Source organism: Longimicrobiaceae bacterium (assembly GCA_035936415.1).
Classification (GTDB): Bacteria; Gemmatimonadota; Gemmatimonadetes; order Longimicrobiales; family Longimicrobiaceae; genus JAFAYN01.
Genome location: DASYWD010000556.1, coordinates 1 through 5580 on the forward strand (window position 1 = coordinate 1; position 5580 = coordinate 5580).

A 5580-nucleotide genomic window follows, 5' to 3' on the forward strand; every position below is an offset into this window, starting at 1 on the left:
CGCCGGCTGCCCCCCGCCCTGTCCGCCCCCCTGTCCGTTCTGCTTCCATTCCTTCTCCGCCTCCTCCCTGCTCATCCGGAAGCGTTTGTCGGCCCGTCCCGAGCCCAGGCGCGACACGGCGCGTGCAACCTGCTCGTTGATCTGGTCCGGCATGCTGGATCTCCCTTCCTCCCGGTTGACGATGGGCGCGCCGCCGGCGGCGGCGGCCGTCCACGCGGCCTATCCGTCTCCCCCGCCGAGCGCCGCCCACGCCTCGCTGCCGCACGACTCGACGTCGTCCGCCAGCGCGTCCACGTCGCCCGGCGTGGTGCGCGGGTTGATGAAGCACGGGCGGATCACGAAGGCTTCCCCGATGCTCGTGGCGGAAGGGATGCAGCGCCCGCGCGCCCGCACCCGCCCCAGGACCTCGCGGTTGAGCCCGTTCAGCGCCGCCACCGCCTCCGGGTCCGTCCGCCCGCGGAGCGCCGCGGGGACGTAGCGGAAGCAGCAGGTGGAGAGCGTGACCGGGGCCATGAGCTCCAGCTCCGGCGAGCGCCGCACCCGCTCGGCCAGGTAGCGGGCGAAGCCGCAGTGGCGCCGGACCCGCTCCCGCACCCCCTCCGCGCCGATCTCCTTGAGCACCGCCCACACCTCCACCCCGCGCGAGGGGAGGCTGTGCTCCACGCCCAGGTGGTGGAAGGCGTACCCGAAGCCGTCGAACTGCGAGGTGACCGGCGCGTCGGGGGGAGGCGGCCGCATCGGCTGCGAGCCCTCCACGTACACCGCCGGCTCCAGGGTGAAGGCGCGCTCCATGATCCCCGCGTCCCGCACGAACACGCAGCCGATCCCCATGGAGGTGGCCAGCCACTTGTGGGGGTCGGCCACCAGCGAGTCGCACTCTCCCAGGTCGCCGTACAGCGGGGCCACCTCCGGGTCGAGGACTCCCAGGAGGCCGTAGGCGCCGTCCACGTGCAGCCAGACGCCGTACTCCCGGCAGAGGGCGGCCAGCTCGGGGAGCGGGTCCACCGTCCCCGCGCCGATCGTCCCGGCGTTCGCCACCACGGCCACCGGGGTGCAGCCGGCCGCGAGGTCCGCCTCGAGCTGGCGGCGCAGCGCGTGCAGGTCCATCCGCAGGTCGTCCCCGACGGGGACGGCCGCCACCGCCCGCCTCCCCAGCCCGAGCACCCCGGCCGCGCGGTAGATGCAGTGGTGCACCTCGGTGGAGGCGTAGATCCGGGGCTTCGGCACCCCCTCCAGGCCGTCCCGAGACGGATCGAGCCCCCGCAGCTCCCACGCGTGCTGCCGCGCCGCTCCCAGCCCGATCAGGTTCGCCACCGTCCCGCCGCTGGTGAGCAGCCCCTGGTGCGTTGGCGGGAGCCCCAGCAGCTCGCCCAGCCAGCGGGTCGCCAGCGCCTCCAGGAGGTTGAACGCCTGCAGCCCCACGGCCAGCGGGCCCGCCACGGCCGCCGCCAGGTGGGCGGCCGCGGGGAGGGTGGTGGGGGCCGTCGCCACCCACCCGGAAAAGCCGGGCGCGCCGGCGCGCAGCCCGTTGGGGATCACCACGTCGCGGAGCGCCTCGAGCACGGCTTCGGCGCCCTGGCCGGAACGGGGGAGCGGCTCCTCCAGCCGCGCGGCCCAGACCGCGCGGTCGATCCCCGTGCGCTCCGGGGTGTCGAAGCGCTGGAAGGCCTCCAGCGCGGGGAGGAGCGCGCCGACCGCCCCGGCGAGCCCGCCGGTGGACGCGGCGTCCCCGGAGCCGTGCGCCGCGGCGTCCAGGCGGATCGGTCTCTGCTCGGTCTGCGGCATGCTCGGTCCGGGGTGGGGGTTCGCTCTCGCGCCGGTCCGCCCCCGCCCGGGGGCGGACCGGGTGCTCGGCCGGGACCTACTCGAGCCAGGCCCCGATGTGCGTCCGCACGCGCTTGAGGATGGCGACCGGCGGGCCGTCCGGGTCGTCCTTGCGGTACAGCGGGTACTCCACCCCCTCGCGCGTCCCGCCGCCCTGCCCCACGGGCGGGATGTGGGTGATCTTGTGCTCCAGGAGGATCGGCTCCTTGTTGAACACGGTGATCCCGGCGTCCGCCAGCTCGAACTGCATGTAGCCGAGCATGGCGCACAGCTTGGGGGAGTCCGCGAAGGCGTACGCCGTGCCCGCCCGCACCTGCCCGCCGGACTGCCCCATCTCTTCGTTGGTGCTGGCGCGGATCCGGCCGAACTTCGCGCTCGTGCCCGACACGTTCAGCTCGCGCATGAAGATGTTCACCGAGGCCCCGCTCCAGTCGGCCGAGGTGGGGTTCTCGCGCTCGATCACGTAGTAGCCGCGGAACTCGACGGTGTCCTCGCCGTGGCCCATCACCTCGATGGTGTCCCAGGTGGCGAAGTTCAGGCGGTCCAGCCCTCCCGCCGCCATCCGGAAGACGCGGAGCTCCGACACGCTCTTGGGGCTCGGGGGGAGAGGCGACCCGTCGGCCGCACGTGCCTCCTGCGCGCCCTCGGGACGCAGGACGAGGTCCGAGAAGTCGTGCACTCTGGTTGCCATGGTGACGCTCCTTTCCGGGGTGTTTCCGACTGCGTGGGCGACGAACGGCCTCTGCCGGCCGTCCCCCTGTACCATGCGGCTTCCCGGGCCGGTCTTCCTCTCCTTTCTTGCTCTCTGCCTCGCCGTTCCGGCTCGCGGCGCGCCCGCTCAGGGCGAGCGGCCCTCCACCACGCTTTTCAGGCCGGAGACGGTGTGCTGCCAGGCGCCGTGGATGCTGTCCGCGCCGGGGCTGGACCAGTCGAACCCCTTGTGCGTGAGGGTGAGCCGGCTCCCGCTCCCGCTGGGCTCGACGGCCCAGGTGACGGTGGAGGGAGGCGTGCCGGCGACCTCAGGGGCCCAGGTGGGGCGGAAGGTGGTCGTCAGCCGGCGCGGCGGGTCGAACTCCAGCACCTCTCCCTCCAGGTCCACCCCGCCCTCCGGGTTGCGGTAGCGGACGGGCGAGCCCCGGGTCCAGTCGGACTCCACCCGGGTGTTGAAGTAGTACTGCTGGGTCAGCTCGGGGTCGGTGAGGGCCCGCCACACCTCCTCCGGCGGAGCGTCGACCTGGACGTCGTAGGACCTCGGCTCGTTCTGGCTCATCGTCACCTCCGTTCTGGGGCTGCGCCGATCGATGGGAAGACACGGGCGGGAAGCGCCGCGCTCGAAAGGTCACGCGGCACCCCGGCGGCGTCTTCTCCCGGATTGCTCACCTGCGCCGCGCGCCTACGCCGGGACGGGGGCGCGTCCGCGCGCCAGCCGCTCCTCCAGCAGGCAGGGGAGCGCCGGCAGGAGGGGTGGGTCGGTGGGCTCCCCGGGACGGAGGGTGAGCGCCGCGACCCGGATTGCTCCCCCGCTCGCCACCACGCGCCCCCCGCTCGCGCGGAGCGCTCCCGCGCACACGACCGCGTCCACCAGGCCGTCGGCCCGGGCGAGCCCCGCGGCGAACAGGTGGTAGCGCCCGTCGGGGACGGGGGGGAGAAAGGCGGTCCCGGGGCCGTCCAGCACGGCGCAGGCGGCGGGGCGGCCCCGGGGGATCGCTTCCCGGAAGAGCCCCACGAACACCGGGCCCGCGAAGTCGGCGGGCGCGCGCACCTGGACGGCGCTCCGGGCTGCGGGCGCGGTAATGCCGCCCTCGACGAGGTCCGGGAGGGAGCGGAGGACGCACTCCAGGGCGCCCTCGTCCATCCGCCGCAGCCGGCGCGGCGACACCCCCACCAGGGCGGTGAACAGGGTGGTGAAGGTACCCACGCTGTTGTAGCCGACCTCGAAGCAGACGGAGGCCACGGAGAAGGGCGTGGTGAGGAGGAGCCGCTTCGCCGCCTCCAGCCGGACGGCTGCCAGGTACTGCACCGGGGACGCCCCGGTGACCCGCCGGAAGACGCGGCTGAAGTGGTACGGGCTCGAGTGCGCCACGCGCGCCATGTCGTCCAGGGAGAGCGGCTCCCCGAAGCGCTGGCGCATGGTCCGGATCACCCGCTGGACCGTCTCCCGGTGCGCGCGCACGGTCCTGGCCCGGGAGCCGGTGCCCACCGGGTGCTCCCGCTCCGCCAGCGCGGCGGCGCCAGACGGGCCGAACGGGGTCGTTCTCTGCTCGTAGCTCACGGACGTCCTCCTCTTCGGGGGCTGCCGGGGGTCAGGCGTACGGACGGAGCGCTTCCCGGAGCGCCTCGGGGACGGGGGCCGGCACCAGCGCGGCGCCTTCCCGGCGCATGCAGGCCACCTCCTGCTCGCCGCGGGCGGCCAGCGCCTCGCCCCCCGCCCCGCGGCGCCAGTACTCGAAGCGCATGCTCACGCGGTTCTGCGCGATGCCGCCCAGGCGCATCCGGATGGACAGCTCGTCGAACGCGGAGAGCTCGGCGAAGTACTCGCACGAGACCCGGGTGGTCACCAGCGCCAGCCCCTCCCGGAGCGCGTCCGCCACCTCCGGCGCGTGGTCGCGGAGGAACATCTCCCGGACGCGCCCCTGCCAGCGCACGTGGTTGGCGTAGTAGACGTTCCCCACCAGGTTGGTCTCCTCGAACCCCACCACGTGCCGGTACTCGTACGCGGGGGAGGGCGCCCCGGACAACGCCGGGACGGGGACGGCCGCTGCCTCAGCGCGCGTAGCCATGGGCGGCCAGCTGCGCCCCGATCCGGTCGTAGGCCGCGGGGTCGTCCGGGGTCCACGCCGCCAGGCCGTCCACGTAGCGGTTGAACATGCAGAAGGCGGCGGCGATCAGGACCGTGTCGTGGATCTCGCGGTCGGTGGCGCCCTGCTCGCGCGCGGCGCGCACCTGCCCGTCGCCCACGCTCCGCCCGCCCCGCTGCACGCTCCCGGCGATCTCCAGCAGCGCCTGGAGCTTCGGGGTGACGCGCGGCGCCGCGGCGCCGGCCACCACGGCATCCACGGTCTCCGCCTCCCCCAGGAGGTGGCGCGCGGCCGCGGCGTGGGACGAGGTGCAGAAGACGCAGCGGTTGAGCGACGACACGTGGGTGGCGATCAGCTCCCGCTCGGCGGCGCTCAGCCCCTCTTCCGCGCGGAGGAGCGCCTGCGCGAGGGCGTTCAGCGGCCCCGCGGTCTCGGGGTACCGATCCAGGAGACCGACGATCCCCGGAACCCCCTGGTCTACGGCGACGTGTGCCATGGTTCCTCCCGGCCCTGGGCGGGCCCGTTGTCGTTTCCGTCGTCCGCGTCCCGCTCCGGCTCCACCATCACCGCCAGCGCGAGCCGCCCCTCCCCCCGCACCCGCCCCGCGTAGGTGGGGATCACCCGCGGGCCGGAGCGGAGCACCACCCACCCGTCCGGGGAGAGCGCGGCCAGCACCAGCGGGGCGTCCGGGGCGGCGCCCCCCTTCTTGAGGCTCTCCCCCGCGCACCACACCCGCGTGGCGGCGGTGTCGCCGTCCTCCCCCGCCTCCGCCGCCAGCAGCGCCGCCAGCCGCTGCCGCTCCGCCCCGAGCAGGTCCAGCCAGGCGACGGACCCGCGCGCGACCACCGGCTCCACGTCCGCCCCCACGCCCGGACCCGCCACGCCCAGCGAGACCGTCCGCGCATGCGAGGCGGAAACGGCGGGCCCGCCCGCCACCTCCGGCTTCCCGTCGGGCCGG

At 75.0% G+C, this 5580-nt stretch carries 7 protein-coding genes; all 7 read right to left on the reverse strand.

What is annotated here, in order from left to right:
- Positions 1-219 precede the first annotated feature (219 nt).
- Positions 220-1785: an aminotransferase class V-fold PLP-dependent enzyme gene (locus VGR37_22240; GenBank protein HEV2150134.1), complete on the reverse strand. Its 1566-nt coding sequence runs from the start codon at positions 1783-1785 to the stop codon at positions 220-222.
- Between the two features lie 76 nt (positions 1786-1861).
- Positions 1862-2515 (reverse strand): DUF6073 family protein, encoded by a 654-nt coding sequence (locus VGR37_22245; protein ID HEV2150135.1) that lies wholly within the window; start codon positions 2513-2515, stop codon positions 1862-1864.
- Between the two features lie 147 nt (positions 2516-2662).
- Positions 2663-3094, reverse strand: a complete 432-nt coding sequence (locus VGR37_22250; protein HEV2150136.1) for an SRPBCC family protein — start codon at positions 3092-3094, stop codon at positions 2663-2665.
- Positions 3095-3217: 123 nt separating this feature from the next.
- Positions 3218-4096 carry an AraC family transcriptional regulator gene (locus VGR37_22255; GenBank protein HEV2150137.1) on the reverse strand — a complete coding sequence of 293 codons (879 nt, stop codon included), beginning with the start codon at positions 4094-4096 and terminating at the stop codon, positions 3218-3220.
- A gap of 31 nt (positions 4097-4127) precedes the next feature.
- Positions 4128-4604 carry an acyl-CoA thioesterase gene (locus tag VGR37_22260; protein ID HEV2150138.1) on the reverse strand — a complete coding sequence of 159 codons (477 nt, stop codon included), beginning with the start codon at positions 4602-4604 and terminating at the stop codon, positions 4128-4130.
- Entirely contained in the window at positions 4588-5118 is a 531-nt protein-coding gene (locus tag VGR37_22265; protein ID HEV2150139.1) for a peroxidase-related enzyme, read from the reverse strand. Before VGR37_22265 ends, VGR37_22260 begins: the two co-directional genes overlap by 17 nt.
- Positions 5100-5580, reverse strand: a 481-nt coding sequence (locus VGR37_22270) for a hypothetical protein (protein ID HEV2150140.1), incomplete at its 5' end; no start/stop codon positions are given. The genes VGR37_22265 and VGR37_22270, both read right to left, overlap by 19 nt.

What these genes read in the sequence shown, in the direction of transcription:
- VGR37_22240 (HEV2150134.1), bottom strand. Translation starts at nt 1,785, where the DNA reads ATGCCGCAGACCGAGCAGAGACCGATCCGCCTGGACGCCGCGGCGCAC.
- VGR37_22245 (HEV2150135.1), bottom strand. Translation starts at nt 2,515, where the DNA reads ATGGCAACCAGAGTGCACGACTTCTCGGACCTCGTCCTGCGTCCCGAG.
- VGR37_22250 (HEV2150136.1), bottom strand. Translation starts at nt 3,094, where the DNA reads ATGAGCCAGAACGAGCCGAGGTCCTACGACGTCCAGGTCGACGCTCCG.
- VGR37_22260 (HEV2150138.1), bottom strand. Translation starts at nt 4,604, where the DNA reads ATGGCTACGCGCGCTGAGGCAGCGGCCGTCCCCGTCCCGGCGTTGTCC.
- VGR37_22265 (HEV2150139.1), bottom strand. Translation starts at nt 5,118, where the DNA reads ATGGCACACGTCGCCGTAGACCAGGGGGTTCCGGGGATCGTCGGTCTC.